The sequence below is a fragment of the Pseudomonas sp. BGA-UO-ETr-WB11 genome (genome assembly GCF_059567785.1).
The window spans coordinates 112,588-137,987 of sequence record NZ_JCAQOS010000006.1 but is presented as its reverse complement, the minus strand read 5'-3'; the positions used below and the strand labels follow the sequence as shown (position 1 = coordinate 137,987).

The 25,400-nt window shown below is 58.0% G+C and carries 19 protein-coding genes and 2 pseudogenes; 10 read left to right on the top strand and 11 right to left on the bottom strand.

The annotated features are described in order from the left end of the window. Positions 1-82 precede the first annotated feature (82 nt). On the bottom strand, positions 83-547 hold the full coding sequence (locus tag AC56DI_RS09540; RefSeq protein ID WP_496345937.1) for an REP-associated tyrosine transposase: 465 nt from the start codon (positions 545-547) through the stop codon (positions 83-85). A 334-nt stretch (positions 548-881) separates the two neighbouring features. On the opposite strand from AC56DI_RS09540, the gene AC56DI_RS09535 reads away from it, so the two are divergent. The 3 genes from AC56DI_RS09535 (at position 882) to AC56DI_RS09525 (ending at position 3,086) form a co-directional block, all read left to right on the top strand. Continuing rightward, positions 882-1,439, top strand: coding sequence for a PQQ-dependent catabolism-associated CXXCW motif protein (locus AC56DI_RS09535; protein WP_496346146.1), 558 nt, complete (start codon positions 882-884; stop codon positions 1,437-1,439). A 64-nt stretch (positions 1,440-1,503) separates the two neighbouring features. Further along, positions 1,504-2,169, top strand: coding sequence for a response regulator (locus AC56DI_RS09530; protein WP_496345936.1), 666 nt, complete (start codon positions 1,504-1,506; stop codon positions 2,167-2,169). Positions 2,170-2,231: 62 nt separating this feature from the next. Beyond that, positions 2,232-3,086 (top strand): DMT family transporter, encoded by an 855-nt coding sequence (locus tag AC56DI_RS09525; RefSeq protein WP_496345935.1) that lies wholly within the window; start codon positions 2,232-2,234, stop codon positions 3,084-3,086. Positions 3,087-3,095: 9 nt separating this feature from the next. Here AC56DI_RS09525 and nahK read toward each other — a convergent pair whose 3' ends face one another. From nahK to pqqF, 5 genes are all read right to left on the bottom strand, one after another. Further along, positions 3,096-5,732, bottom strand: a complete 2,637-nt coding sequence (gene nahK / locus AC56DI_RS09520) for a hybrid sensor histidine kinase/response regulator NahK/ErcS' (RefSeq protein ID WP_496345934.1) — start codon at positions 5,730-5,732, stop codon at positions 3,096-3,098. Then, a complete protein-coding gene (gene nosP / locus AC56DI_RS09515) occupies positions 5,671-6,825 on the bottom strand; it encodes a nitric oxide-sensing protein NosP (protein ID WP_496345933.1) in 1,155 nt (384 codons plus the stop codon). Before nosP ends, nahK begins: the two co-directional genes overlap by 62 nt. Positions 6,826-7,040: 215 nt before the next feature. Further along, complete coding sequence (locus AC56DI_RS09510) at positions 7,041-7,430, bottom strand: hypothetical protein (protein ID WP_496345932.1); 390 nt, start codon at positions 7,428-7,430, stop codon at positions 7,041-7,043. 135 nt (positions 7,431-7,565) lie between these two features. Beyond that, positions 7,566-8,768 (bottom strand): porin, encoded by a 1,203-nt coding sequence (locus AC56DI_RS09505; RefSeq protein ID WP_496345931.1) that lies wholly within the window; start codon positions 8,766-8,768, stop codon positions 7,566-7,568. Between the two features lie 298 nt (positions 8,769-9,066). Beyond that, on the bottom strand, positions 9,067-11,628 hold the full coding sequence (pqqF, locus tag AC56DI_RS09500) for a pyrroloquinoline quinone biosynthesis protein PqqF (protein ID WP_496345930.1): 2,562 nt from the start codon (positions 11,626-11,628) through the stop codon (positions 9,067-9,069). A gap of 388 nt (positions 11,629-12,016) precedes the next feature. Between pqqF and AC56DI_RS09495 the strand changes: the two genes are divergently transcribed. Next, positions 12,017-13,717, top strand: coding sequence for an amidase (locus tag AC56DI_RS09495; RefSeq protein WP_496345929.1), 1,701 nt, complete (start codon positions 12,017-12,019; stop codon positions 13,715-13,717). Between the two features lie 127 nt (positions 13,718-13,844). Here AC56DI_RS09495 and AC56DI_RS09490 read toward each other — a convergent pair. The 3 genes and pseudogenes from AC56DI_RS09490 to AC56DI_RS09480 form a co-directional block, all read right to left on the bottom strand. Beyond that, positions 13,845-13,955 (bottom strand): annotated as a pseudogene (locus tag AC56DI_RS09490) (LrgB family protein); the annotation flags it as partial. A 150-nt stretch (positions 13,956-14,105) separates the two neighbouring features. Next, complete coding sequence (locus AC56DI_RS09485; RefSeq protein WP_496345928.1) at positions 14,106-14,627, bottom strand: DUF934 domain-containing protein; 522 nt, start codon at positions 14,625-14,627, stop codon at positions 14,106-14,108. Beyond that, positions 14,624-16,288, bottom strand: coding sequence for a nitrite/sulfite reductase (locus AC56DI_RS09480; protein WP_496345927.1), 1,665 nt, complete (start codon positions 16,286-16,288; stop codon positions 14,624-14,626). Before AC56DI_RS09480 ends, AC56DI_RS09485 begins: the two co-directional genes overlap by 4 nt. Positions 16,289-16,425: 137 nt before the next feature. On the opposite strand from AC56DI_RS09480, the pseudogene AC56DI_RS09475 reads away from it, so the two are divergent. Next, positions 16,426-16,581 (top strand): annotated as a pseudogene (locus AC56DI_RS09475) (integrase); the annotation flags it as partial. 339 nt (positions 16,582-16,920) lie between these two features. Here AC56DI_RS09475 and AC56DI_RS09470 read toward each other — a convergent pair. Next, positions 16,921-17,556 (bottom strand): OmpH/Skp family outer membrane protein, encoded by a 636-nt coding sequence (locus tag AC56DI_RS09470; protein WP_496345926.1) that lies wholly within the window; start codon positions 17,554-17,556, stop codon positions 16,921-16,923. A 509-nt stretch (positions 17,557-18,065) separates the two neighbouring features. Here AC56DI_RS09470 and AC56DI_RS09465 point away from each other — a divergent pair. From AC56DI_RS09465 to AC56DI_RS09445, 5 genes are all read left to right on the top strand, one after another. Then, entirely contained in the window at positions 18,066-19,544 is a 1,479-nt protein-coding gene (locus AC56DI_RS09465) for a tyrosine-type recombinase/integrase (protein WP_496345925.1), read from the top strand. Between the two features lie 409 nt (positions 19,545-19,953). After that, the gene (locus AC56DI_RS09460; protein WP_496345924.1) at positions 19,954-22,356 is read left to right on the top strand and encodes a DUF4238 domain-containing protein; all 2,403 of its coding nucleotides are present in this window, start codon (positions 19,954-19,956) and stop codon (positions 22,354-22,356) included. A 517-nt stretch (positions 22,357-22,873) separates the two neighbouring features. After that, entirely contained in the window at positions 22,874-23,329 is a 456-nt protein-coding gene (locus AC56DI_RS09455; RefSeq protein WP_496345923.1) for a hypothetical protein, read from the top strand. Positions 23,330-23,458: 129 nt separating this feature from the next. Then, complete coding sequence (locus AC56DI_RS09450; RefSeq protein WP_496345922.1) at positions 23,459-24,001, top strand: recombinase family protein; 543 nt, start codon at positions 23,459-23,461, stop codon at positions 23,999-24,001. A 375-nt stretch (positions 24,002-24,376) separates the two neighbouring features. Beyond that, positions 24,377-24,901, top strand: a complete 525-nt coding sequence (locus AC56DI_RS09445) for a hypothetical protein (RefSeq protein WP_496345921.1) — start codon at positions 24,377-24,379, stop codon at positions 24,899-24,901. Here AC56DI_RS09445 and AC56DI_RS09440 read toward each other — a convergent pair. After that, the gene (locus tag AC56DI_RS09440) at positions 24,870-25,301 is read right to left on the bottom strand and encodes a hypothetical protein (protein WP_496345920.1); all 432 of its coding nucleotides are present in this window, start codon (positions 25,299-25,301) and stop codon (positions 24,870-24,872) included. The genes AC56DI_RS09445 and AC56DI_RS09440 overlap by 32 nt on opposite strands. Between the last annotated feature and the right edge of the window lie 99 nt (positions 25,302-25,400).

Genomic DNA, 25,400 nt, shown 5'->3' with positions numbered 1-25,400 from the left:
AAGACCGCTCCCACAGACTGAGCACTGGCAGGCTTTGAGTGGGAGCGGTCTTGACCGCGAACTTGCCAGCCTGACGCCGGAGCTACAGCCAGACCGCATCCCAATGCGGGTAATCGCCCAGCCGCGCCACTAGCCTGGCGCGCAGCGGATTGGCCACGATATAGCGGGCGGCAGCCTGAAGATCCTCGTCCTGGCGCAGCGCCCGGTCATGGTAGCCCGCCTGCCAGACCCGCCCCGTCCGCCCTAGACGTTGGTTAATGCGCCGAGCGCTATTGGTTTTGACCCGCCGCAGCAACTGTTCCAGCGAGTGCGCCTCAAGCCGCACCAGCCAGTGCAAATGATCCGGCATTAGCACCCAAGCCAAGGAGTCCACCCAGCCTTGTTCGTGGGCCGCCCGCAGCTCGCCAACCAGCATGCGGCCAAGGTTGAAATCCGCGAACAAGGGTTCGCGTCCATGTACCTGCGTGGTCAGCAGATAGATGCGGCCGGGCTCGGAAAATCGACCGAAACGCAAGCGCTGAGAGTAAGCAATCTCGTGGGCAGGCATTCCATTGCCTCTTGGGTTTCAGTTGGGTTGTGGGTATAGCAGCGCAGCAGCCCCCTCGCCATCACCATCACCCAAGCCATAAGCCCTCCGCCCTTGTGGGAGCGGTCTTGACCGCGAACGGGTACGGCTCCGGCAAAAGCTTCGCGGTCAAGACCGCTCCCACAAAAAACGCGCTCACCAGGGTCAGGCCAAGCACAACCAAGCCCCTAAACGCCAAGATAAAACTACTACTTTGGTACTGCCTGCACTCTCCAACGTAGGATTTCCAAAGCCCGTACATTGCCCTGTAATGGACCGATAAAAAGAATCGAGACCAAAGGCGATGAACTACCTAATGCCGTTGTCGTTTGCCCTGCCGCTGCGCCTGTGCCTGGCGGTGTTCGCCCTGTGCCTGGCGAGCCCGCCGCTGTGGGCTGAAGAATCCTTGCTAACCCCTGATGGCTACCGCAGCGGTCATTACCGCAGCCCCACGCCAACCAGCAGCGAGTACGCCCAAACCCTCGACACTGCCGCCCTGCAACAGCTGTTGCAGAGTCAGCCGCAGACCCGCCTGATCGACGTTTACCGCCAACAATGGCTGCACGGCCGCTTTATTGCCGAAGAGCCCCACAGCAACCTGCCTGGCAGTCTGTGGCTGGCCAACAGCGGCGATGGTGTGTTGACTGCGCAGTGGCTCGACTATTTCAGCCGCAACCTGCAACAGGTCACGCAGGGCGACAAAGGTTGGCCACTGGTGTTCTATTGCCGCTCCGACTGCTGGCTGAGCTGGAATGCAGTCAAACGCGCCCATCATCTGGGCTACCACAACCTCTACTGGTACCGTGACGGTATCGATGCCTGGGAACAGGCCGGCCTGCCGCTGGTCCCCGCGCAACCGCAAGCCTTGCCTTAAAACGTGCGAAACACCCTATGACGGCTGAAGCCACACCATAATCAAAACAATGAGGTGAAAAGCCATGTACAAAATTCTAATTGCCGACGACCACCCGCTGTTCCGCGAAGCCATCCACAACGTCATCAGTGATGGTTTTCCCGGCTGCGAAATCATGGAAACCGCCGACCTCGACAGCGCCCTGGCCCTGACCCTGGAGCACGACGACCTCGACCTGATCCTGCTCGACCTGAATATGCCTGGCATGCACGGCCTGAACGGTTTGATCAACCTGCGCAACGAGGCGCCGACCATCCCGGTGGTGATCGTCTCCGCCGAGCAGGACAAGCAAATCGTCCTGCAGGCCATCACCTATGGCGCGGTCGGCTTTATCACCAAGTCTTCGCCACGGGCGCAGATGACCGATGCCATCCAGCAGATCCTCGACGGCAACGTCTACCTGCCGCCGGACATCATCCGTTCGCAGAAAACCAGCTCGCACCGCAGCCACACCGAGCACCACAGCTTCCCCCAGGAACTGCTGCAAGCCCTGACCCGCAAGCAGCTGCTGGTGCTGGAGCGGATGACCAAGGGCGAGTCGAACAAGCAGATCGCCTACAACCTGGATATCGCCGAAACCACGGTCAAGGCCCACGTCTCGGCGATCCTGCGCAAGCTCAATGTGCACAACCGCGTGCAGGCGATTCTCTCCGCCGGCGACATCGACTTTGCCGCCTACTTGCGCCGTTAAAACAGCCGCAAAACCACCCCTGCCGCGACTCAGTGGCAGCCTGCGCGGATGAGCACTGCCCCATGACCAAGGCCCTGACCCAGCGCACCCTGCTCCTCACCGGCCTGGCCATGTTGGCCTTCGCTGGTAATTCGTTGCTCTGTCGCCTGGCGCTGAAAAACACCCCTATCGATGCCATCAGCTTTACCAGCCTGCGCCTGATCGCTGGCGCCCTGATGCTCTGGCTGTTACTACGCTGGCGCAACGGCGGCGGTCAGATGCGCGGCAACTGGCGCTCGGCCGCTGCGCTGTTCACCTATGCGGCGGCTTTTTCCCTGGCCTATGTGCATCTGGATGCGGGCACTGGCGCCCTGCTGCTGTTTGCGGCGGTGCAAATCAGCATGCTGGTGCATGGCCTGTTGCAGGGAGAACGCCCGGATCGTGCGCAGGTGCTGGGTTTTGCCCTGGCCCTCGGCGGCCTGCTGGCCTTGCTCCTGCCCGGCGCCAGCGCCCCGGACCTAAAGGGCGCGCTGCTGATGCTGCTGGCTGGCGTGGCCTGGGGCTTCTATTCCCTGCTGGGGCGCGGCACCTGTGAGCCATTGGCGGCCAGCAGCGGCAACTTTCTGCGCACCCTGCCCTTCGTCGCCGTCATGCTGCTGGCCTATTGGCCACAGTTGCAGGGCAGCGGCCTCGGTGTGTTCTATGCCGTGCTGTCCGGAGCCCTGACCTCGGGCCTGGGTTATTTCATCTGGTACAGCGCCCTGCCCGGCCTGAGCGCATTCCAAGCAGCATCGGTGCAGCTCAGCGTACCCATTATCGCCACCCTGGCCGGCAGCCTGCTGCTCGCTGAGGCCATCAGCCTGCGTTTGCTGCTCGCGGCCCTGGCCGTGCTCGGCGGCATCGGCCTAATCTTGCGCGCCAGGGTCAGCAAGGTCTGAGGCTGGCGCTCAGGCGCCCTTTTCCAGCAAATGACTCATCGCCGTCTTCAGTTTCATCGGCCGTACCGGCTTGTGCATCAGGGTGTGGCCGAGTTCGCGCAGTTGCAGTTTCAGCTCGTTGCTGTAGTTGGCAGTTATCATCAGGGCCGGCAGCGGTGAGCTGCGGCGAGCATTGATTTGCGCCACTGCATCGACGCCGTTGCGGTCGTCGTCGAGGTGGTAGTCAGCAATCAATAGGTCGGCGTCGGCGTGGTAGTTGTCCACCTGGCGTGCCAGGTCTTCGGCAGACAAGGCGGTGACCACCTGGCAACCCCAGGCTTCGAGCAGGGTGCGCATGCCGGCACAGATGGCGGCGTCGTTATCCAGCACCCAGACGCGGGCGCCGCTGAGGCGCTCGATCAGCAAATCAGGCAGCGCCGGTTCCAGACGGGCACGGGGCGCGCGGCTGGTCAGCGGCACGTCGATGGCAAACATCGAGCCCTTGCCCGGCGTCGAGCTGACCCGAATGCGGTGGCCGAGCATGCCGGCGATTTTGTCGACGATGGCCAGGCCCAAGCCCAGGCCGCGGTCCTGCTTGCGCTGGCTGACATCGCCGCGCTTGAACTCCTGGAAGATCTCGCCGAGCTTGTCTTCGGCGATACCAATACCGGTGTCCCATACCTCGATCGACAGGCTCTGCCGATGCCGTCGGCAACCAAGCAGGATGCGCCCCTCGCGGGTGTAGCGGATGGCGTTGCTGAGCAGGTTGCGCAGAATCCGCGCGAGCAACTGGATGTCGCTGCGCACCAGCGCCGAGCTGGGCACAAAGTCCAGGCGCAGGCCTTCGCTGCCGGCGATCTGGTGGTATTCGGCGGCCAGGTTCTGCAGCAGTTCGCTGACCGCGAACGGGGCAATATCGGCCTTGATCACTCCGGCGTCGAGCTTGGAAATGTCCACCAGGGTGCCGAGCAGGCTTTCCACATCTTCCAGAGAATTACTGACGTTGCGCACCAGGGCGACGCTGTCGGCGAGGTCGCGCTTTTCCAGCAGCGCGCTGGTAAACAAGCGCGCCGCGTTCAGGGGTTGCAGCAGGTCGTGGCTGACCGCAGCGAGGAATTTGGTCTTCGACAGGTTGGCCTGCTCGGCCTCGCCCTTGGCCTCGCGCAGGCGCGCTTCCATCTGTGTGCGCTCGTCGATTTCGCGGCGCAACTGGGTGTTGAGGTCGGTGAGTTCAGTGGTGCGTTCACGCACCCGCTGCTCCAGGTGCTGATAGGCCTGATGCAAGGCTTCGGCGGTGCGCCGGCGCTCGGTGATGTCGCGGATCAGCACGAAGATGCCCAGCACTTCACCGCTGGCCTGCCGGTTCGGCACGTAGGAGCGCAGCATGTAGCGCTCCTGGCCGTCGTGGTTGGTTTCCGCCACCTCGAAGGTCACGCTCTCGCCGGACAGCGCCCGTTCGATATAGGGCTCCAGGCGCCGGCAATGTTCCTCCGGGTGCACCTCGCGCAGGCTCTGGCCGAGCATTGCGCCGCGCGGCCAGCAGTACCATTCCTCGTAGACTTTGTTGGTGAATTCGTAGACCAGGTCAGCCGTCAGGTAGGCGATCAGCGCCGGCACGTGGTCGGTGATCAGGCGAATCCAGCGCTCGCTTTCGCTCAGGGCCTCGGCATGCCGGTAGCGCTCGGTGATGTCGGTGAAGGTGTTGACGAAGCCGCCGGTGGGCAGCGGATGGGTGCGCACCTCCAGCATGCGGCCATCGAACAGGCGCAGCTCCAGTTCCTCGATACGCTTGCCACCGGCATCGCGGCTGGCCGGTGTGAGCAGGGCCAACTCGCTGTCGGCCATGACCTCGGCGAACGGCCGGTGGGCGTTGATCGGCGCCAGGCCGCAGAGGTCGAGAAAGCGGTGATTCCACAGCTCCAGCTGGCCTTCGGCGTTGACCATCGCCATGCCCTGGGACAGGTTGTCCATGGCCCGCTGCAGCAGCCGCGACTTCTGCGCCAGGGCCTGTTCGCGGCGCAGGGTTTCGCTGAGTTTGACCTCGGTGATGTCGGTGTAGAGGATCACCAGCCCGCCCTCGCGGGTAGGCCGTTCGCTGACCTGCACCCAACGGCCGTCGCTGAGGCGATAGAGTAGGTTGTCGTCGCGACTGCTGCGCTGCTCTTCCACCACCAGGCCGGTGCTCTTGCTCAGGCGTTTGATCTCGGCCAGGCGAGTGCCACTGCCAATGCGCGCACGGCTGCCGGCCCAGAAGGATTTGAAGCGGCTGTTGAACAGCACGATGCGCTGCTCGCTGTCGAACAGCACAAAGGCGTCGGAGATGCTTTCGATCGCATCGATCAGATGCTGGTGGGCGGTTTCCGCGCGCAGACGGGCATCGCTGAGCAGCTGGTTGCTGGACTTCAGTTCGGCCATGGCCTGATTGAGCGCGTCGGTGCGCTCACGTACCTGCTCGGACAGCACCACCGAGTGCTGGAAGGCGGCGTAGGCATCGTCGCCACGGGAATGAATCGACTCGACCCGTTCGATCAACGCGGTGTTGATCCGCCGCAGTTTGCGGTTCTCCAACTCCAAGGCGGCGCAGCGCGCCTGCAGCTCGGCAGCATCAGCCACGGCCAGGGCGGCCGATGGCAACTCCGGTGAAGCTCTGGTTGATATGCATACCATTGAACTGCTCTCCGTAGGTGTTGAAACCTAGCACTGGCTGGCGGCGCAAAAACTCTGATACGGCGTCCACGCCGTCGTGATCCTCAATCTCCAGGCGGCGTAAAAAGCAGTCGCAACCGATGGTCAGCAACAACGGGCCGAGGCGCTCGCGCAGGCCGTCGAACAGGTTTTCCAGGTTGGGCAGCAAGGGCCCCGGCTGCATGGCAGTGAGGACGATGCCGTTCTCTACCGCACAATAAAACGTCAAGCTGAGGTCGTCGTTGACCCGCTGAATCGAGCGCACGTAGTACTGCTCGCTGATGCGCACGGCCAGCGGATGGGCGGCGAACACGTGATGATCCAGAGCCGCCAGCGGCACACCAATCAGCTCGGCGTATTCCTGGGCGGCGGGCGCGGCGTTGAGTTCATAGACGCGGCGGCTGGCACTGTCGGCGCGGGTGACCACCAGTTTGTCGGCGCACGGCTGGATGTGGTGGGTGCTGAACACCTCGAAATCCAGCCAGGTGTTGAACAGCACCACCACCGCCGCGCCGGTATGAAATTGGCCGCCGTAGTACACGTGGGTGTGGGTCAGGTGATTGTCGTCGCCAGCCGAGCCGCCGAAATGGGGGATGCTGCCGAAGGCCGCACTGAGGGCGCCAAGCACCACTTCCTCACGGCTGGACAGGCCATCCAGCAGGGTCAGGGCGAAGCTGTGGCCCTTGATCGAGGCCAGTTCGTTGGTGCGGCAATCCTTGATCAGGCGCTCGACCAGTTGCTGGGCGTCGATCAAGTTGAAGCGGTCCATCTCGTCGATCAGGCCGCTGGCAATCGAGAAACTGCGGTGATCAAAGCCCACCGCACTGATGCAGCCGCGCCCGTAACCCAGCGGGGTGATTTCGCCGGCTGTGGTACAGCCGATCAGGCTGATGCCGCCGAAGTACTGCTCCAGGGCTTCACCCAGGCCTTGCAGGTCGTACTCCGCCGAGCAGAAGAACAGTACGAAGCCCAGGTGCGGGTGGATCAACTGCCGCGCCAGCTCCTGCGCCACCAGCTCGACATCCTTGGCGTTGGAGGTCGCAGTGACCACGCCTTCAGTCCCTTCCCGCTGCATAGCGTGCTCCCGAAAAACAGTACAACTCTTGGGGAATTCTACGAAGTAAGGCGCCCACACCCCATGCCACTTGAGTAGCGCCGCCCTACTCCCTAAGTAGCGGGTCGGAAAATCGACCGGGCGGCACACCCTGTGGGAGCGACCTTGGTCGCGAAGCTTTTGCGCGTGATGCCGATTCGCGGTCAAGACCGCTCCCACACGGCTGGCCTGCTGTTCTAGACGGGCCAGAACATCAGAGTCAGCAATAACAGCAGCACGTAGAAGCCGATTTCCAGGGTTTCACTCAAGGGCTGGATGCGCTTGAGCGCGCCGTAGACATGCACAACGATCATCATCGTGGCCGTGGCGGCGAGCAGCTCGAACGCCGTGTGTATCGCCTCGCCAGTGAGCGCGGCACGCAGCATCAGGGCTTCAAGAATCAGGATAAAGGCGCCCAGGCAGCGACCAAAGTACACCGCCAGATCGGTCTGCTGCGGAATCTGCCAGGCCATCAGGCGCGCCCAGGTCAGGGGCACTAAAAAGATCGGCAAGGCAAAGACCAAGGTGGTTGCCAGGGTCAGAAGCAGCAGAAAGTCCGCTGCGTTAGCACTCCAAAGTCCCAACATCTCTACCTCCAATACAAGGGTTAACACCAGTGGCCGGGGCTTTTAGCAACACCGGGCGCGGCCAGCGCTAACGTGGATGCAAAATAAAACCGGACGAGGTTTCCCTGGCCCGGTTTTTATCGAGTGCGCGATGGCTTACCAGTTCAGCACGGCACCCAGAGCGATGGTGTCGGTGTCTTCACCCAGCCCGGTGCCCGCGGCGGCGTCGATCTCGTACTGGTTGTATTCGGCCACCAGCTTGAGGTTGTCGTTGATGGTGCGGAAGTAGGCGATACCGCGGGTCTCGTAGTCGGCGGCGCTGCCCAGGCCGTTGCCGTCGTCTTCGGTCTTGCCGTAGGAAATCGCCCAGCGGTTCTTGCCCGAGGTGTAGGAGCCCTGCAGCAGGTAACCGTCACTGTCGACTTCACGCAAGATGGCTTCGCCGGCGTTGTTGGAGAAGAACGGGTTCATGCCTTCGGCCTGGAAGCCCGAAGCGGTTACCGAGAAGCCCGCCAGCTTGGCCTGCACGCCATAACCCAGGCCTTGGGAGGTCACGCTGTCGATGCTGCTGTTGGTGTTTTCCGAGGTCTGGTGCGCGCCGTTGACCCAGGAGTAGATGGTCGCGTCGCCCACATCCATCTGGTAGCTGACTTCCGACTCGTAGCGCGGCTGGTCCTGGTAGGCCTTGTCGTCGTAGCCGTCGCTGAGGTCTTTATCGACCTGGTTGGTGTCTACCGGGTCCATGATGCCCACGGCAACGCGCAGGCCTTCGGCCAGGTTGTTGTTGCGATAGGTGATCTGCGAGGTCGGGAACGGGTACGGGTAGCCGGTGCCGATGTTGCCGAAGGACACGCCGCCACCGTCGACCAGGCCGAGGGTGTCGCTGACGTTGCCGAAGCCGGCGAGGATTTCATCGAGGAAAATGTTGGAGCGCGAGAACAGGCCGAAGTCCTTACCGACCAGCACTTCACCCCACTCTGGGCTGGCGACGGTGCCGTAGAACTGACGCACGTCGATGGCGGTGTCGGTGCCGTTGGTTTCGCTGTCGTTGATGGTGACCCAGAACGACGAGCGACCGCTGAGGGTCAGGCCGTCGATTTCCTTACCGAAAGTAAAGCCGAGCCAGTTGGGCAGAAAGCCCATCTTCACCCGAGACTGGCTGCGGTCAAAGGTCTCGCCTTCGCGGTCGACATCGCTGTTGACGTAAAAGGTGTTGAGGTAGCCGTCGGTGGCAAAGGTGGTGTCGTCCTTGTCATACAAAACGATTTCCGCTGCAGCCTGCTGGGCCGTGGCCAAGGCAACAGCAGCCGTCAGGGCGAGTGGCAGGAATCGGGTGTTGGCGATTTTGTTGTTGTTCATAACGCGCTCCGCGGGTGGGACGACAGTCAGGTCTGTCAGGTCGAGGCGATTATCGAAAAGCCCCACAGCCGGCCATACGCTGCAAAAGCGCCGAATCACTGCTGCTTTGGCCAGGCCCGGCGGCGCGGCCAAAAAGGTGTACGACCGCGACCACCGCAGGGAGGTCGTTCGTAGGTCGTACGCCGCCGTTAGCCCAACGAACGAGCCCGGCAAAAACACGTAGGCGCAGGCACGCCACGCGGCGCCTAGTCAGCACGCAGAGGTAGAAAGAGGGTTGTTATTTGGGGGGGCTCGCGACTCAGGCGAGCGGTAACCAGCCGTCTTCGCGGGGAGCTTGGTTACTGAGCAGATACCAACCGCCGTGGGCAGCGAGCAGCTGCTGCTGGCTGCACAGCAATTGCTGGGTGTCATAGCCCGCCAGGGCCTGCAACACGGCAGCAGCATGGGTAGATGGCAATCCCGCCAAGTGCTGTTGCCAGTGCAGTTCGGCACACTCAAGCGCCGTCAGGCGAGCACTATTCAGCGGCTCGGCGAGCGCCTGGGCGGCGGCGCCACGTTCAGTGGCAGTGAGCGCGGCCAGCCGCGGAGTCTGATCCGCGAGAAAACGGCGGATATGGGTCAGCACCTCGGCCTCACTGGCATGGGGCGACTGCACGGCAAACACGATGCCGCGCCGGCCCTGCACCTGGCGAAAGCCGCAAAACACCCCGTAGCCCAACTGCAACTCGCTGCGCAGACGCTGAAAGAACGGCCCTTGATAACAGTGGGCCAACAGCCGCCAGCCAGCTTCGTGGTGCGCCGTGGGGCTGGCCAACGGACAGAACAGCACCACGCAGGCCTCGGATGTATCGACCTGCCCTGCCCGCCAGTAACGCCCGGAGCTGGGCACTCCAGGTGGCAGGTCGAGCGCCAGAGCTGTGGTCGCGCTAAACAGCGCCGTGATCCGTGCCTGCTCGGGCGCCGTCACACCTAGCAGTTGGGCAGCAAAGCCCGTCAGTTGATAACCATGTTGCAGCTCGCTGGCAGTGACTGCCGGCAAAGGCGTAGCGCCCGCCTCAAAAAACTCGGGCAAGCGCCCAAGCATCTGCCGCAACGGCATCTGCGCGGTGTCACTTGCCTGCTGTGCCAACCGCAGCGCCTGCGACCAGACCTCGGCCGGCGGCGCCTGCAAGCGTTGCAGCAACTGCCCCAAGAGCAGCGGCAACAATGGCCCAGGCCCCTGTAGAAATAACTGCAAGACGCCACGCTGAGCGGACAGTTGCAGGTCGAAGCCGACCTGCTCGGCATTGGCCGTCAGCTCGCGCAGCGCCACCTGCGCCACCGTCAACAGCTGCGCCGCTGGCAATTGCGCTGCGAAGCGGCAAAGACCATGGACGACGGACGTAGGGTTGACCGCGGACGGCGGCGCATCCAGCCAGTGCAACTGGGCCGCGATGGCCAACGACGGCAGCGCTGCCAACACATCGCCCTGCAACGGATTGGCCGCGGGCAAGTGCCAGCGCCTATGGCGGCTGGCCGCAACGGGCAGCGCGGCCTCCTGCAGGTGCAAAGTGAAGCCGCCCGTGCCCGGCCATACCGGCAGCGGTGCCGAACTGGCCAACACACTGATGCAGCGCTGCGGTGCCTGCAATTGCTGCAACAGTTGCGGCAACAACTGCAGACCACGCGCGCTCAACCCTTGATTCGGCGTCAAGCCCAAGGCCAGCGCCTCTTGCCATTGCCGCGCCAGGGCCAGAGGCGTGCGCGCCGGCGGCCGGCACATCTGGATCAACCGATAGCGCTCGCACAGTTCGTCCCAGGGTGCGTGAGTGGCGAAAAAAACCAGCCAATCTTGCAGCGCCGCCACCAATACCGCCCGCGCCGAGTCATCGTCACTGAAGCCGGTAAAGCTCAGCAACCACAGGGCCTGGCCCTGATCGTGATAGAGCACGCGCGCCGTTAAACCGGTGCAGAGTTGCGTCGCGCGCAGCTGGGCCAGCAAGCCGCCCGGCGACTCGGCCAGCAGCCAGGTTTGCACAAACGCCAGGACCTGCTGCAGGTCGCCAGCGGGCGTTGTGGGGTCGAACTCCAGGGCAAACGCCAGATGCAAGGTCGGCACCCCGCTCGGCAATTGCAACTGCAACTGCGGCCGCCGCAACGGCAACAAGGCTGCCGGCGACATCGCGGGCAACGCCGGGCCGCTGGCCAGCTCACCGGCATAGCGCTGCGCCAAGGCTTGCAACTCGACAACCGACTGCGGTCCCACCAGCACCAGCGACACATTGGCGCCCTGATAATGCTGCCGATGGAAATCGCCCAAGGCTTGCTGAAACGCCGCCTGCTCGACCGCGAGCGTCTCCCGCGAACCAGCTTGAAACGCGGCAAACCCATGGCCATCGGCCAACGCCTGGCCCAGTGCGGCCGCCACCAAGGTGTCCGCATCCTGACCACGGGCAAGAAACTCCGCATGCAGCACTTCGCGCTCAGAGAGCTGCTGCGCAACACTCAACAAAGGCCGGGCGAGCATGGCGCACAGGCGCGCCAGCGCCGCCGCCAACTGCTCGGCCGGCACCTCGCAGAAGTAATCGGTATGCCGCGCCTGGGTCGAGGCATTGAGCTGCCCACCGCAGGCCTGGACAAAGGGCATCAGGCGCTGCTCGCCGCTGTAGTCGGCGCAGTCGAGAAACAGCAAATGTTCGAGAAAATGCGCCAAGCCTGGGTGCGCGGCCGGCTCATCATGACTGCCCGCCGCCACTCGCACACTGATCGCCGCCTGAGCACTGCCCGCCTGACTGAGCACAGCCAGCTGCAGCCCATTGGCCAGGCGCGTGCAAACCGGCGTGGCAGCCGAGACGGCAGATGATGGCGAACTGATGGACATGACGGAGCGTGGCCCTTGCGGAGTGCGGCACGCTCAGCATCGACCCTCGCGACCGGCGATTCAATAGTGCTTTAGCACTGAGGGGCTGCGGGCAGTTGTTCGTGATCGACTGCTCGACCCTTTGCCATTGGCGAGTTGCAGAAACCGGCCTGGCGCCAGATATTGGCGGGCGAACCTGCGCACCGATTCACTCTGCTACCCGCTTGGTGCTAAATAGACCGCTGCTGAGCCTGGCCAGACCAGGTTTTAAGTCCAGTCCTGCCATGCATAAACGTGAAACAAGGATCGAAATGAGCGCTGGTTTTACACTGATCGAAACCCCTGTGTCCAAGGTGCAGCGCGATAACCACATTCACGGCCTAACCAGCCAGTCGCCAGCGGGGCCCCTATGTTTGAAGTAACCGAAGTTTCCATTGCCGAACTGCGTGCGGCGCTTGAGTCCGGCCAAACCACGGCGGTTGAACTGGTCCAGGCCTATCTCGCCAGAATTGACGCCTACGACGGCCCCGACACCACCACCGCGCTCAACGCGGTGGTGGTGCGCAACCCTGCTGCGCTTCAGGAGGCACAGGCATCCGACGCCCGGCGCACACGCGGCGAAACCCTCGGCCCGCTGGATGGCATCCCCTATACAGCCAAGGACAGTTATCTGGTCAAGGGCCTGACTGCCGCCTCCGGCAGCCCGGCCTTCAAGAACCTGATCGCCCACCGCGATGCATTCACCATCGAACGCCTGCGCGCCGCCGGTGCCATCTGCCTGGGCAAGACCAATATGCCGCCCATGGCCAACGGTGGCATGCAGCGCGGCGTCTATGGCCGGGCCGAAAGCCCGTACAACGCCGACTACCTCACCGCGCCCTTCGCCTCAGGCTCTTCCAACGGCGCAGGCACAGCCACCGCTGCCAGCTTCGCTGCCTTCGGCCTGGCCGAAGAAACCTGGTCGAGCGGTCGCGGGCCGGCATCAAACAATGGCCTATGCGCCTACACGCCGTCGCGCGGGGTGATCTCGGTGCGTGGCAACTGGCCGCTGACGCCGACCATGGATGTGGTCGTGCCCTACGCGCGCACCATGGCCGACCTGCTTGAGGTGCTCGACGTGGTGGTGGCGGAAGACACCGACACACGGGGCGATCTGTGGCGGTTACAGCCGTGGGTGCCGATTCCGAGTGTCGCTGCCGTGCGTCCTGCCTCATACCTAGAGCTGGCTGCCAAGCCCGCCGCACTGGCCGGTAAACGTTTCGGCGTACCGCGCATGTTTATCAACGCCGATGCCGATGCGGGCACCAGCGAAAAGCCGGGTATCGGTGGCCCAACCGGCCAGCGCATCAACACCCGCGCCTCGGTGATCGGCCTCTGGGAGCAGGCGCGCCAGACACTACAAGCCGCTGGTGCCGAAGTGATCGAGGTCGACTTTCCACTGGTCTCCAATTGCGAGGGGGATCGCCCAGGCGCACCGACCGTGTTTACCCGTGGGCTAGTGTCCAAGGAGTTCCTCCATGACGAGCTTTGGGACCTCTCGGCCTGGGCCTTCGATGATTTCCTGCGGGCCAATGGCGATCCGCAATTGAACCGCCTGGCCGACGTGGACGGCGCGCAGATATTCCCCCACGACCCAGGCACGCTGCCCAACCGCGAAGACGAGCTGGCCGCTGGCATGGATGAATACGTGCGCATGGCCGAGCGCGGGATTACTCCGTGGGATCAAATTACGACGCTGCCTGACGGCCTGCGCGGACTGGAACAGACCCGGCGCATCGATCTAGAGGCGTGGATGGATCAGCGGGGCCTCGACGCGGTGCTATTTCCGACGGTCGCCGACGTGGGGCCGGCAGATGCCGATGTGAACCCCGCATCGGCAGATATCGCCTGGAGCAACGGCATCTGGGTCGCCAACGGCAATCTGGCCATCCGCCACCTGGGTGTGCCCACGGTCACCGTGCCGATGGGCGTCATGCCTGACATCGGCATGCCCGTAGGCCTGACCTTTGCCGGCCGCGCCTACGACGACTCGGCGCTACTGCGCCTGGCATCAGCCTATGAGGCGAGCGGCAGCAAGCGCTTGATCCCACCGCGCACCCCGCCACTGTAAAAGACGCGACGGGATTGGTGCCGTGCCAGCGCCAATCCCACGCACTATTCGCCAGCAGAGCAAAGTGGCTGTGCGCATACAACAGTGCTCACCAAGATATTCAGTTGATCACGCCCTCATGTTTGATTTACCCGGCAAACACGAGAGGCAAGATAAGTGCTGTGAGCACTCCCCAAAGGCTCATGGCCAAGGCAGCAAAAGCACCGCACTCCTCACCCTCTTGCAGGGCGTGCGCAGTGCTAGATGGGCTTGCTCACTGACGTGGGGCCAGACTCATCAGAACGACCCCGTCTGCCCCCCAGAAACCAGCCGATGGCCAGGCTTAGCTCCGTCGAGAATGCCCCCTCAATCAGCGTAATCATGATCTGCCAGAACAGACCACGCAGCATCACGGCTGAAGACGCTCACGGCGAAACAGCGGCCGTGGTTCGATGGCCGAACGCCCATACTGCACACTGAGCCCGGCCAGCCCCTTGAGCGCATCCTCCAGCGACTTGTCGGCACGCACGGCAAACGCGTCGAAACCGCATTGACGCATGTGCGCCAACTGGTCGCGCAGCACATCACCCACCGCGCGCAGCTCACCGCGCCAGCCCAAACGAGTCCGCAACAAATAGGCCTGGCTGTAGCCACGACCGTCGCGAAAGCTGGGAAAGTCGATGGCGATTAACGGCACACTGGCAAGCAAAGGCTGCAACGCTTCAGGATCGTCGTCCACCTGCAACAGGAGGCCGTCACAACTCATGCCCTGCCCGGCGAGCACCTCGGCCGACTGCCGTTCGCGCCAGCGCACCAGCGGCAGGATCCACGCCCCCTCGACCTCAACCTCACTATCGGGCCCCGCCAGTTGCCAGTCATCATCCGCCACCACGCAGGCCTGGCCGTCGACCAGACGAATCAGGTTATTCATACCGCAGCCTCCGCGTACACCCGCTCTTTGAACGGCTCCAGACCAATGCGCAGGAACGTATCGATAAAGCCTTCGCCGCTTTCGCGGTAATCGACGTAGGTGTGCACGATGCGTTCGACAACCGCAGGCACCTGCTCAGCAGCAAACGATGGGCCAATCACTTTACCCAAAGCAGCCTGCTGGCCCTGGCTACCGCCGAGGGTTAGCTGGTACCACTCGCTGCCGTTTTTATCGACACCAAGAATGCCGATGTTACCGATGTGATGATGGCCGCAAGCGTTCATGCAGCCGGAGATATTCAAGCTGATGTCGCCTAGGTCATGCAGGTAATCAAGATCATCGAAGCGTTGCTGAATAGCCTGGGCAACAGGGATCGACTTGGCGTTGGCCAACGAACAAAAATCACCACCCGGGCAAGCGATGATGTCAGTGAGCAACCCCGCATTGGCGGTGCCCAACCCGGCTGAGCAAGCCTCGCACCACAGGGTGTAGAGCTCACTCTTGCGCACATCTGGCAACACCAGATTCTGTTCGTGAGCCACGCGGATCTCGCCAAACCCGTAGCGCTCGCTCAAGTCGGCCAGCAGCTCCATCTGTTCGGCCGTTACATCACCAGGCGGCGCACTGATACCGGGCTTGGTCGATAGCAGCACACTGACGTAGCCCGGCACCTGATGCGCCATCACATTGCGCTCGACCCACCGAGCAAATGCGCCATCGCGCGCGAGCGCAGTCCCAAAGTCCAGATCGGTAGACGCCAGTACGGCGTAATCCGGCCGCCTGAAAGAGGCCGCCACCCGCTGATATTCCGCCTCGGTAAGCTGCGCTGGGCCGTCCTTGATTTGCTGCCACTCACGCTCCACTTCGACGGCAAAGGCCTCGATACCCAGCGCCTTGACCAAGATTTTGATTCGCGCTTTGTACTTGTTGTCGCGCCGGCCATGGCGGTTGTAGACGCGCAAGATAGCCTCGACGTAAGACAGACAATCTTGCCAGGGCAGACCTTCACGCAACTGCTGGGCAATGATGGGCGTGCGGCCTAGGCCACCCCCTACCAGTACACGCAAGAGCAATTCACCGGAGGGGTCGCGATACAGCTGCAAACCGATGTCGTGCACCTGAATGGCCGCACGATCCTCGGCAGCCGCGCACAGCGCGATCTTGAATTTGCGCGGCAGGAACAAGAACTCCGGATTGACCGTGGACCACTGACGCAGGATTTCGGCCATCGGCCGCGGGTCTAGGTATTCATCTGCGGCAACGCCGGCAAAGGCTTCTGTGGTGATGTTGCGCACGCAGTTACCAGAGGTCTGGATGGCATGCATATCGTGCTCTGCCAGCCAATCGAGAATATCGGCTACACGCTCCAACTCAATCCAGTTGTACTGGATGTTCTGGCGCGTGGTGAAGTGTCCGTAACCACGGTCGTAGACCTTGGCGATATGAGCCAACGCACGCATCTGCCCAGCAGAAAGGGTGCCGTAAGGGATCGCGACGCGAAGCATATAGGCATGCTTTTGCAGGTACAGGCCGTTCTGCAGGCGCAGCGGCAGAAACTCTTCCTCGCTCAGCTCACCCGCGATACGCCGCTCAACTTGATCGCGGAACTGGGCAACACGCTCGCGCACAAGTGCGCAGTCGTACTCGTCGTAGTGATACATTCAAGGCGTCCTCATCGTCGCGGGGGGACGACTATGCACGCCAGGCAGACATGATAAACAGCGGCAGAAAAGACTAAAAAAAGCAGATCAGATGCCCAGCGAAGCTCACATCCCGCACCCCACACTAAGCTCCAGAACCCAGTGCAGTTGAACTCACCGAGCAAACTCGTGCAGCCTTGGCAGCCCTGATAGATCAAGCCAAGTTCCGTAGCGATGACGGTCTCTTTCCGAGTCGATTACATGGTTCAGATCATCTGTCGACCCGACATTACGCGGGAATCGTCAAATCCTGGGGTAATCCCCCCTGAAATTGAAGCATCAAGCGGCACAGATGTAGGCCCCTCCCTCAGGCGAAGCAGATGCTCCCGATTGACAGCTTCCGACCCAGCGCTGCTTGTCGAAAAAGCTGGTGGACAAGTAAACGTTGTCCACCCTACAGAGCTCCCGATATCGCGTAGGGTGGAAAACCGCGCAGCGTTTTCCACCGTGCAGATATCCAGGCTACTGGCTTAGACCTGCCCTTAAAATGCAAAAGCCCCTGAAACCAGATGAGTTCCAGAGGCTTAACACATAAAAATAAAGCACATTTATTAAAATATCTGTTTAACAACTACAGCTTTCACGCTAACAACTCAACGAGCTATTTTTTCTAAAACCCCACCCGTCACATCAACAACCATTTCGCTCGAATTAAAAATAACAGTTGTCGAACTCTCCGAAACAACGAGCTCATAGTTATTAGCCTTCGCATAATCAGCAACAACATCTTTAACCCGACGTTCTATTTTCTCCATGCGATCGCGATCATGGTTCTGCTTCAACTCGTAAAGCTTGTTATACGCATCGACTTTCTTTTTCAAATCGGCAATCAGCTGATCACTTTCAATCGCCCGCACGCACTCTTGATAGCCATTATCAACCTCATTCTGCCGCTGATAATTTTCTTTATAAAAAGCTTCCGCGCCATTCATTATGTTTGGCGGTATGGGCTGAACGCCCCTCGGGTTAATCTTGGCCCTGCAATTATTAGATGCCGTTCTTTCCAATGTGCTTATTTGCTGACGCATCCGGCCAAACTCTACACTTCGCTCATTTATAGCTTCAAGCCCTTCTGGATATGGATTCTCAGCAGCAATCACATTTTTCAAAGCACCTCTTAACTCATTCACGTCCACAGTTGCCCACTTTACAGGCCTGAGACTGAATAAATTAATATCACAGCCGGACACACCAACTACCGCACAACATAGAAAAAATTGCTTAAGCATGAATCACTCCTTGACTTATTGAACATCCATTTACTGTTAATCGCTCAATCGAGATAGATATCAGACGACTAGCCCATTGGGGGAAAGTAACCTTAACCCGTTTTTTGCGGGCCAGCACAGCTCAATGTCCTCTATTACGAGCCATGATAGCCATTCCCAAGCTCAGCTCGTAGCAACTCGAGACTATGCCCGCGCGCAGCTCCTTGATGAACGTTGGATGGTTTCCCAAGACTCTGGGCTGTGCTGTGTCTGAGAAGATGGAATTTGGGGAGGATTGGGGCGGTGCATAGCGGTCTGGAAGGACTGGATTTTGCCCCTAAACGCTTTTAGCTTTCTTACAGACAAGAAAAAGCCCCGTAATTCATTGAATTACGGGGCTTTTATGTGTGGCGGAGAGATAGGGACTCACCGAAACACACCCAAAACCCCACAGAATGCAGTGCCTGTAGGCATGCAGAGGAATTGTACGTACAATAACTACGTACAATTCGCTAAAATCGGGGCTGAGCATGGCAGACAATCTTGAGAGGCAGGGCGGCACTTATCACGCTCGCCTAGCCATCCCGAAGGACGTGCAACACGCCTTTGGTAATAGACGCATCCTGTCAAAGTCACTGGACACAACAGACCGTAATGAGGCTCTACGGCGGCGTCTACCCCACTTAGCGAAGTGGAAGGCTCAAATCGAAACAGCTCGCTCTGCTAAAGCTGGGAGAGGCGACGCATGGAAGGAGTCTGCCGCCGCCTATGCCTCATCCATAGCCGAGGCTACAAAAGCGAGCAAAATCGCAATCGCTCTTAGCGAGCCGGAGCCATATTCGAGCGATGCCCCCTCCCCCGATATTACTGCCGCGATGGCTTCCCTGTTCTCCGATCCCGGGTACATGGAAGATATGCAACAACTTGCAGCCATTCGCAAAGCGCAGGGCACAGACGGACAGCTTGCGTTGCGTGATGACATTCAAGAGATTGTCGGCAGTCTGCTTCAGCAAGTTATTGCACAGAGCGAGGGCTTGAGCACGCTAGAGATTGAAGAGCTATCAAGTCTTTTCGGTGCCCCGGATAGCTATAAACCTAAGTCGCCGATTACCGCCACCCGCCTGCGAGAGTTTCGCGCCCACCGCACTGCACAAGCCAACTCTCCAAAGGCGATAGATTCTCAGGAAGCCAAGCTAAAGAGGCTTTCGGACTACTTGAGTGAGACAGGCAGGCCGCTGGATTTTGATAGCGTCGCAGCCTTTCTGAATACGCTGGAAGGACTGACAAGCAAGACCAAGAGCCAGTACCTACTAGCCGGCAACGTATTCTGGAAGTGGGCAATCAAGTACGACACCCAATGGCGAGAGCAGTACAAAGGCTTGGCATCACCATTTGAAAATCATGACCTCCCTCAGCTCCGAGGTAGATTCGCCAAGGAGGCCAAGCGAAAGGCATTCGAGCGTGAAGACATACCAGTACTATATGCCGCAGCTCTAGCCAAGAATGACGCTACCCTTGCAACCTTGATCAAGCTAGGAGCCTACACCGGAGCCCGTATCGAAGAGCTCTGCCAGCTCAAAGTCGAGAACATCATTCTTGTTGAAGGTGTCTCATGCTTCGATATCGTTGATAGCAAGACCGTTGCAGGCATCCGTCAGGTGCCCGTTCATCTAGCCATTCTCGGCATGGTTAAACAGCTGGTGCAGGGCTCCCAAGACGGGTGGCTGCTACCTATCAAGACCAAGAATATGTACGGCATCCGCTCAGACGCATTGTCCAAGCGATTTGGCAGGCTCAAGACTGAATTAGGGTTTGGCCCCCTGCACGTTTTTCACTCGATCCGTCATACAGTGACTACCAGCTTGCATCAAGCGGACTTACCCCTGAGCACGGTTCAGCAACTGCTAGGGCACGAAACAAAGACCGTTACTCTCGACACCTATAGCAAGGGTTTGAGCGCAGCTCAGAAGCTGGAAGCCATAACTAAGATTAGCTATCCATTCCATTGATGCGAAATAGCACTGACTTGACCGTCTATTTTCACAACTACTGACCAGCTCCTTGAACGACAGCAATCGACCCATAGCAGCCGGTGGCAACGGTCAGAAGTCGGCCAAGAGTGGTCTTCGAGTGTCCACAAGACTAGTGGCGATTCACTCGGCTTTGTAACGAATATTTTGGCGGCGAAAATCGCGGTGCTCGCTCAGTAAATTGGCGATAGGCAAGTAACTCCACTCGATAGGAAGAACGGCGTTTTGGATGCGCAGTTGTCGGCACTGGATACGGCAACTGTTGACGGCGTGCCGCTTAATAGCAGAAAACGTAGTATGGGCTAAACCCACAGGGCGAGCGCCGTTCCCGCCGATGTCAATCTTTTAGGGGCCTACCTGCTCCTCCCGCCAAGGACTGCCCACCGTAATGACTAAGACCAGAGATAATCACTTCGTAGCACAATGGCATCAGAAGGGCTTTATCGACGCTGGAGAGAAACTTTGCTACTTAACCCGCAAAGATATTGTTCGGAACGGGCAGAACGAAACGATATATTCGACGAAGTGGCGCACACCAGCTCAACAATTTTATAGGAAAGATCTTTACTCTACATTTTTTGGTGGCGAGGTTAACGATGACATAGAGCAAAAATTGTTTGGCCCAATTGACGACAGCGGCTCCAAGGCCATTCGGGCATTTTCAACAAACGATCAGTCTCAGTGGCATTATAACTTTGAAAGTTTTTTTACGTATCTGGATGCTCAAAAACTGCGAACGCCGAAAGGTTTGGATTGGATTCAAAGCAAATACCCTGAACTAAGCCAGCTCTCTCTTATGACAGAGATGCAATCGCTACGATCCATACATTGCACCTTGTGGGCGGAAGGGGTCCGCGAGTTGGTATCCGCGGAAAACTCTGACGTTAAATTTATTGTCTCAGATCATCCGGTCACCATTTATAACTACGCTTGCCCGCCCGATTCACCAATGTGCAAGTACCCTAGCGATCCAGATATAGCGCTGAAAGGATCTCAGACAATATTCCCCCTAAATAAGAATCGCTGTTTAATTCTCACAAACTTGGAATTTGCTAAAAATCCTAATGCGGTCGACCCACTCGAACCACGCACAAACGCTAATCGTGTTCGTCAAAGCCTCGTAAATACAATTGAGTTCATCAACTCCCGAAATCTAACCTCAGAGGAGGTTGCAAAAATAAATTATATTATCAAGAGCAGAGCCGAGTCTGTGGCTGCGGGGAAAGAAGAGTGGCTTTATCCAGAACTAGAAATAACTGCTGACTGGGCGGAGCTAAAAAGTTTATTGCTGCCGCCAAACGATATGATTCACGGGTTTGGTGGAGAAATGTACGCCTCTTTTGCTGATGGCTCCGTTCACTACCAAGATGCTTTCGGGCGGACCGAGCCCCACGATGAGTTTCTAAACAAGAATATTGTCGAGGAGTCTATTAGCAGGAACGGGAATTGTGGCTGTGGTAGCGGCAGAAAGTATAAAAACTGTTGCCGGAACACTCCAATCGAGCTTCGAACGACGTGGAGTGTCGCCAGCGTTCGAGAGCGAAACCTAGCATTCTGCAACTGCATACGAGACGTTCTAGGACTCAGCAATGGTAAGAGTTGGCAAGACGTACGTCGAGAGCTGACCAACGAACAAATTTCAGAAATTTATAAATTTTACGGGATTCTTTGGCCTCGCAGCACCGACATTTATGCGATGCTGCCGAAGCCGGACGGTAAATTTCGGGCGCTTTATAGCGGAATATTGGACGTTCGCGTCATTAGCGAGAACGCATTGCCAGCGGCATCTTTTTTTGACGAGTTCCTTATACAAACGCCCGTTACAAATCCTAATAATATTCGCCCAGAATTCAGTCCAATCCAATCGCCCGCTAAATACAAGTATCAAGCATTGAAAGAATTTCTTTTCATGCTTGATATAGAGCCACTCATTGCGCATGGATTAGTAAACCTTATTCCCGACCCCTCTGATTTCGACAGTGCTCTAATGAGCGCAATGTTAGAAATGGCTCGAGGCCGGTCTAAAAATCGCACCAAAGACGCTATGAGCGTAGAAGACTTAAAGGTAGGCTATAAACTGCAAGTGGAGGATCTGCTTAATTCGACCGCCATGATGCCGAGCGAGGCGAGAGTTCAGTTTTTGGTTCATGATTTCGGGCTGACGCACGAGGATGCGGAAACAGCCGTGTCTGAACTAGAGCTACTGGCAGAATCTTCTCCGCTAATGTTGTTACAAAAGCTGGACTATCCTGAGGGAGGACAGATCATGCAATTTCGAATGGGGCCGAACTACGAAATGGCATTATTCTTAGCTCAAGTAACCGGCTCGGTTTTGGTCACAGATAGTAGTTCCAGATGGAGTGAATTAATTACGGCGCAACACCGCGACCAAGGAGTTGTTAACTATCCATGGAGCAGCGGGCTAGGCCAGTTTTGTTCACTTCCAGTTGATTACGAATTTTTACAAAATCTTCGTAAAAGCAATGGCTTGTTCTCGGACTGTAGAGATTTTTTGAAAAGCGCGAATCATTTAGTCCTGAATGATGATCGCGACAGTTCAAAAATATCAAGACTGACCAATCAAGCTGCTACGCTGCAACAGAGAATTCTTCAAGCTCATGAGCATGACAGGATTGTAAGTTTAGAAATACTTTCCCCTAGCGGTGGACTGTATGACGCAAGCGTGCAGCGATTGTTAGTTAGATCAAGCTGTATGCGGTACGAAAATAAAGTTGGATCGGTGTACGGCATTGCGCTTTCAAATATAAATACTGAATCGCACCTGCTTTAATAGTCACTTTCTAATGGCCGCTTCTGGCCGCCCTCTGACGGTCATGACTTTAGCGTGCAATGGTCGGTCAAGTGCGATGCAACTACGCAATTGAGTCAAACAAGCCCTAGAAACTCCTATAAAAAGATTTCCCACGCAACTGAGGTCCGACAATAGAACGCAGAAAAGACACCCTCAAATCAACGGAGAGAGGGCATCAGATATCAGGGACGAAAACAGTGCAAAAGCCGACCTCGCCGCCACTCCTCATTTAGGCAATGCAGCTAAAAACTTCAGCTCATTGACTTCTCGCCGGGCAATTTCCTAGCAAACCCTCTCCTCGCACCTTCAGCATCTGTTACCGCACTACTAATGCAGAATTTCGAATAATAAACACCATGTGCCAAACCAGAGAACCAAGACAATACGGGGCCTAGAACACACATAACACTGCAGCCTCAAGCAAAGAAATTGCATCCGGTATAGGAAAGTGTTTGTATCCCCAGATAGTGATCTACAGCAAGGAGTTACACCTCTCATGGCTGAAGCAAGTGAAGACAAGACAATACGTAAATACCTCCATGCCCTGACCAACTACGAATGGTCATACAGGCATAGCGTGTTCTACGACGATCACAGTGAGAGCATCCATTTACTGAACGACATGGTTGCCTTCAAGCAAGCACTGCGACGTAAACACCCTGAGCAACCATTCCTGATTCGAATCCAGCTGCTCAACAGAGAGAAGAAGCCTCAAGCCTATCTGATGATCATGACCACAATGGAGGTTAGCGACCTCCAAGAGATCGCTGAAAATTCATTCTCTTCACTAACGAACATAATGGGAGAAAAGGTCAGACCAGAGAAACTGGAAGCCATTGAAACCAGAATCAGCAGCCAGAAACCGCACAACCTGCAACGGTTCTTCAAGAAGCCGCAGGTTAGACGCTGGACAATCCTGAACAAGGAAAAGCTGCCCTCTATCCAGAAGTAGCCATTTGGGTACACGCCAGTGCATACAGAAACCTGAATACAAATCCTGTATTCATTAGGATTGATCTAGCCATGAATACGGAATACACTGGCCACCTCTAGACCCAAATGAATACAAGAGGTGCGCACCATGGCTAAGGTTGGCTACGTTCGAGTTAGTACAGTTGACCAAAACACGGATCGTCAGCTTGATGGCCTGTCCTTTGACAAGGTGTTCACTGACAAGGCGTCAGGTAAGGACGTAGACCGTCCACAGCTGCAAGCGCTGATTGAATACGTCCGTGAGGGTGATTGCATCGTCGTGCATAGCATCGACCGCCTAGCTCGCTCTCTGGCTGACTTGCTGGCTCTGGTGCAAGACTTCAACGCCAAAGGCGTGCACGTCCAGTTTATGAAAGAGAATCTGTTGTTCACTGGAGACGACAACCCAACACAACACTTGATGCTGTCCATGATGGGGGCAGTGGCTCAATTCGAGCGGAGCATGATTCGAGAGCGTCAGCGGGAAGGCATCGCACAGGCTAAGACTAAAGGCGTCTACACAGGCCGAGTGAAGACCGTAGATGATGCAGCGATCCGTGCACTGGTTGCCTCGAACGTCAGTTACCGGAAAGCAGCCGAGCAGCTAGGCGTCAGCCTCTCCACCGTACAGCGTGCAATGAAGACTGTTTGAGTCTTCCCACACCACAACACCTAAAATCCTTCAAGAAACCCCGTATACGCTCGTATACGGGGCTTTTATTGTTTATGGCATCCATACACAACCAAGAACACCAAAACGCACTGTAGAGCCTTCTAGAGCCTTACAGGGCCATGCATGGGATTGGCAGGGCTGTTGATATTCTAAAATCACTAGTGTTCCTATCTGCCCCCTCCCGCCCGTGTTAAACAGCGCACCTAGACCCCTAAACAGGCCCATTTATGGGGGGCGGGGGCATGGGTGATATTTTCCGGCTGTATTCCATAGAATGCCGTCTAGTGCATGGTTTTCTACGGGGCGGGAATTGTGAAGGGATTTGCTTGGATTCGTGAGCACCGTAGGAGTGCTGTGGGTTTGGTGCTGTTTGTTGCTGGCGGCTTCGTCACAGCGGTTATCAATAAGATTATTGAAAATAACGACCTTGAATGGCTCAAGGCCATTTGGCGTGGTGCATGGGGTTTTGTTGTTGGTGTTTACGATTGGTTTTTCAGCAGTGCACCGATTCCGGTCTGGCTTGCTTTGCTAGTGGCCGCCCTAGCACTGGTGCCAGTTTGGCAACTTGCGAAGAAGGTTCGCGTTGCCTCAACCACTACTCCAGAAGCTGCCCTTACACGCACCCAGACAATGGTTTTAGGTGCCGTCCAAGCGATGGATGAGGTGCGCAAGTATAACGCCACCCTACCAGCGGTTATTAGGCAAACTACCCTAGCCCCTCTAGAGGCTGAGGCTGCCCTTGATCACCTAACGAGCATCGATTTTATTAGCTGCTCGTGGGCAATTAACGGCCCGAGTGGATACACCGTTCTGCCGGCTGGCAGGTCTTACTTACTTGATAACGTGTTTAATCGTGACAGATCAGCTCATCACGCATGATCAGCAATTCATTGATCGCCTTAATGTGTATGAGGCTCAACGTGGCCCTAGTCGCTTCGACTGAGAAGGTCACGCCATCCGAAGCCAACCAGTCCAGCACAACAGCAACGTCCGCCCCATCCTTCAGGGTGACGACGATCTCTTGCTCTACGCCTCGCGTAAGGGCTAGCCGCCCAACAGAGCGACCTCTAGGCATTAGGAGAGCATCACGCCTGATAGGCACTAGCCCGGCAGGTGCATTCACGCCCAATTTGACAGTGCCACGCTTTAGTCCTCGCAGCACTTTGACGCGAATGCCATCTAATGACAGGCGCCGGCCCACCTCTTCACGATCAGCAGTGCCGGTGAGCTGGACGACGATTTCTTGGGAAGGCGTGAGTGAGCTTGCTAGGTGTGCCATTCGTTGACTCTCCTTGTCTGAGATAGCAACGAAAGGATAGACAGTTTCAAACTAACTGCTCAGTCCGTTTCAGTGCAATCACCCACACTCAGAGCACGA

What these genes read in the sequence shown, in the direction of transcription:
- AC56DI_RS09540 (WP_496345937.1), bottom strand. Translation starts at nt 547, where the DNA reads ATGCCTGCCCACGAGATTGCTTACTCTCAGCGCTTGCGTTTCGGTCGA.
- AC56DI_RS09450 (WP_496345922.1), top strand. Translation starts at nt 23,459, where the DNA reads ATGGCTAAGGTTGGCTACGTTCGAGTTAGTACAGTTGACCAAAACACG.
- AC56DI_RS09505 (WP_496345931.1), bottom strand. Translation starts at nt 8,768, where the DNA reads ATGAACAACAACAAAATCGCCAACACCCGATTCCTGCCACTCGCCCTG.
- AC56DI_RS09535 (WP_496346146.1), top strand. Translation starts at nt 882, where the DNA reads ATGCCGTTGTCGTTTGCCCTGCCGCTGCGCCTGTGCCTGGCGGTGTTC.
- AC56DI_RS09525 (WP_496345935.1), top strand. Translation starts at nt 2,232, where the DNA reads ATGACCAAGGCCCTGACCCAGCGCACCCTGCTCCTCACCGGCCTGGCC.
- pqqF (WP_496345930.1), bottom strand. Translation starts at nt 11,628, where the DNA reads ATGTCCATCAGTTCGCCATCATCTGCCGTCTCGGCTGCCACGCCGGTT.
- AC56DI_RS09530 (WP_496345936.1), top strand. Translation starts at nt 1,504, where the DNA reads ATGTACAAAATTCTAATTGCCGACGACCACCCGCTGTTCCGCGAAGCC.
- AC56DI_RS09510 (WP_496345932.1), bottom strand. Translation starts at nt 7,430, where the DNA reads ATGTTGGGACTTTGGAGTGCTAACGCAGCGGACTTTCTGCTGCTTCTG.
- AC56DI_RS09440 (WP_496345920.1), bottom strand. Translation starts at nt 25,301, where the DNA reads ATGGCACACCTAGCAAGCTCACTCACGCCTTCCCAAGAAATCGTCGTC.
- AC56DI_RS09460 (WP_496345924.1), top strand. Translation starts at nt 19,954, where the DNA reads ATGACTAAGACCAGAGATAATCACTTCGTAGCACAATGGCATCAGAAG.
- AC56DI_RS09480 (WP_496345927.1), bottom strand. Translation starts at nt 16,288, where the DNA reads ATGTATCACTACGACGAGTACGACTGCGCACTTGTGCGCGAGCGTGTT.
- nahK (WP_496345934.1), bottom strand. Translation starts at nt 5,732, where the DNA reads ATGGTATGCATATCAACCAGAGCTTCACCGGAGTTGCCATCGGCCGCC.
- AC56DI_RS09485 (WP_496345928.1), bottom strand. Translation starts at nt 14,627, where the DNA reads ATGAATAACCTGATTCGTCTGGTCGACGGCCAGGCCTGCGTGGTGGCG.
- AC56DI_RS09465 (WP_496345925.1), top strand. Translation starts at nt 18,066, where the DNA reads ATGGCAGACAATCTTGAGAGGCAGGGCGGCACTTATCACGCTCGCCTA.
- nosP (WP_496345933.1), bottom strand. Translation starts at nt 6,825, where the DNA reads ATGCAGCGGGAAGGGACTGAAGGCGTGGTCACTGCGACCTCCAACGCC.
- AC56DI_RS09455 (WP_496345923.1), top strand. Translation starts at nt 22,874, where the DNA reads ATGGCTGAAGCAAGTGAAGACAAGACAATACGTAAATACCTCCATGCC.
- AC56DI_RS09495 (WP_496345929.1), top strand. Translation starts at nt 12,017, where the DNA reads ATGTTTGAAGTAACCGAAGTTTCCATTGCCGAACTGCGTGCGGCGCTT.
- AC56DI_RS09470 (WP_496345926.1), bottom strand. Translation starts at nt 17,556, where the DNA reads ATGCTTAAGCAATTTTTTCTATGTTGTGCGGTAGTTGGTGTGTCCGGC.